The sequence below is a fragment of the Janthinobacterium leeuwenhoeki genome, from assembly GCF_051380795.1.
In the GTDB taxonomy this organism is placed as follows: Bacteria; Pseudomonadota; Gammaproteobacteria; order Burkholderiales; family Burkholderiaceae_D; genus Janthinobacterium.
Genome location: NZ_JBNYXT010000075.1, coordinates 1 through 1229 on the forward strand (window position 1 = coordinate 1; position 1229 = coordinate 1229).

Annotated in this window: 1 protein-coding gene; it reads right to left on the reverse strand. The window is 58.1% G+C overall.

All coding sequences use genetic code 11. From position 1 onward, the window contains the following. Positions 1 to 20: 20 nt before the first annotated feature. Positions 21 to 980, reverse strand: a complete 960-nt coding sequence (locus ACQ4WS_RS25435) for an IS110 family RNA-guided transposase (protein WP_436479724.1) — start codon at positions 978 to 980, stop codon at positions 21 to 23. Positions 981 to 1229: the final 249 nt, after the last annotated feature.

Genomic DNA, 1229 nt, shown 5'->3' on the forward strand with positions numbered 1-1229 from the left:
GGTAGATACTGTTATCCCCGTCAAGCGGCGTGCAAGGTCGAATCAAATATTTTTCCCGACCTGAGCACGCCGAATGCCACGTGCACCAGCTTGCGCATCATGGCACCGATGATCAGTTTGGGTGCCTTGCCAGCAGCGCTGAGGCGCTGGCCAAAGCGCTTGCCCCAGGCCGTCCGGTACACGGTCACCATGGCTGGCATGTACAGTGCTTTGCGCAGGAAACTGTGGCCGACCTTCGACATGCGTGGCTTGCCACGCACGCTGGAGCCCGATTCGTGCTGGCGCGGGTCGAGTCCCGCAAACGCCACGGCTTGCTTGGCGCTGTCGAAGCGCTCGGGATTGGCATAATAGGACAGCAACACCGGAATCGTTCGCTCTCCCAGGCCAGGAATGGTGTCGAGCAGCTCACGCTTGCCGCGTAAATCCGGGTCGTCATCGATATGCCGGTTGATGGCTCGGATCAGTTCTTTGATCTGGGCATCGAGCCAGGTGATGTGATCAACGATGCCTTGGCGTACCGCTGCACGCGCCACATCGAGCCGGTTGCTTTCCTGTTGGCGCATGGCTTGCAAGGCTTCCAGACGCAGCACCAAGGCGCGCAGTGCCTGCTCGGCGGGCGACGGCGCCAGCCATGGCTCGGGCTGACGTTCATGGGCGAAGTCGGCGATCAGCTGCGCGTCGACTTTGTCCGTTTTCGTGCGCACCAGACGCGAAGCGCCGAAGGCCTTGATCTGCGCCGGATTGATGACACTGACCAACATGCCACACCCCGCTAGATACTCGGCTACTCTTTCCCAGTAAGTGCCAGTTGCTTCCATGCACACGCGCGCACTGCCGGCGTCCTGCCTGAGAAGCCATTCGCGCAGCGCAATGAATCCTTTGTCATTGTTTTCGACTACCTTGTTACGATGCTTGCCGTTGGGCAGACGCAGTGCGCAGTCGAGTTTTGCCTTGGCAACGTCGATTCCTAAATTAAACATGCTGTGGTCCTCTTGCGATCTACCTTGTGAATGCGGGCTAACCGGCATGCCGGTGCCAAAGATACTGTCCGATCTTGACATTGAGGATGGGTAACTGGTGCGAGATCTACGAAACTGGCTCGGAGCCTAAGGGCGGATACGGCATCCAGTTACCCGGTCTTGATATGCCTACCAAGATTTTGACAGCGGTCGATACCGTTCGCAATATCACGAACGGCATGAAGGGAATAATACAAGGTCGGATTAGCG

Coding starts and splice junctions, on each gene's coding strand:
- ACQ4WS_RS25435 (WP_436479724.1), bottom strand. CDS start 980: ATGTTTAATTTAGGAATCGACGTTGCCAAGGCAAAACTCGACTGCGCA.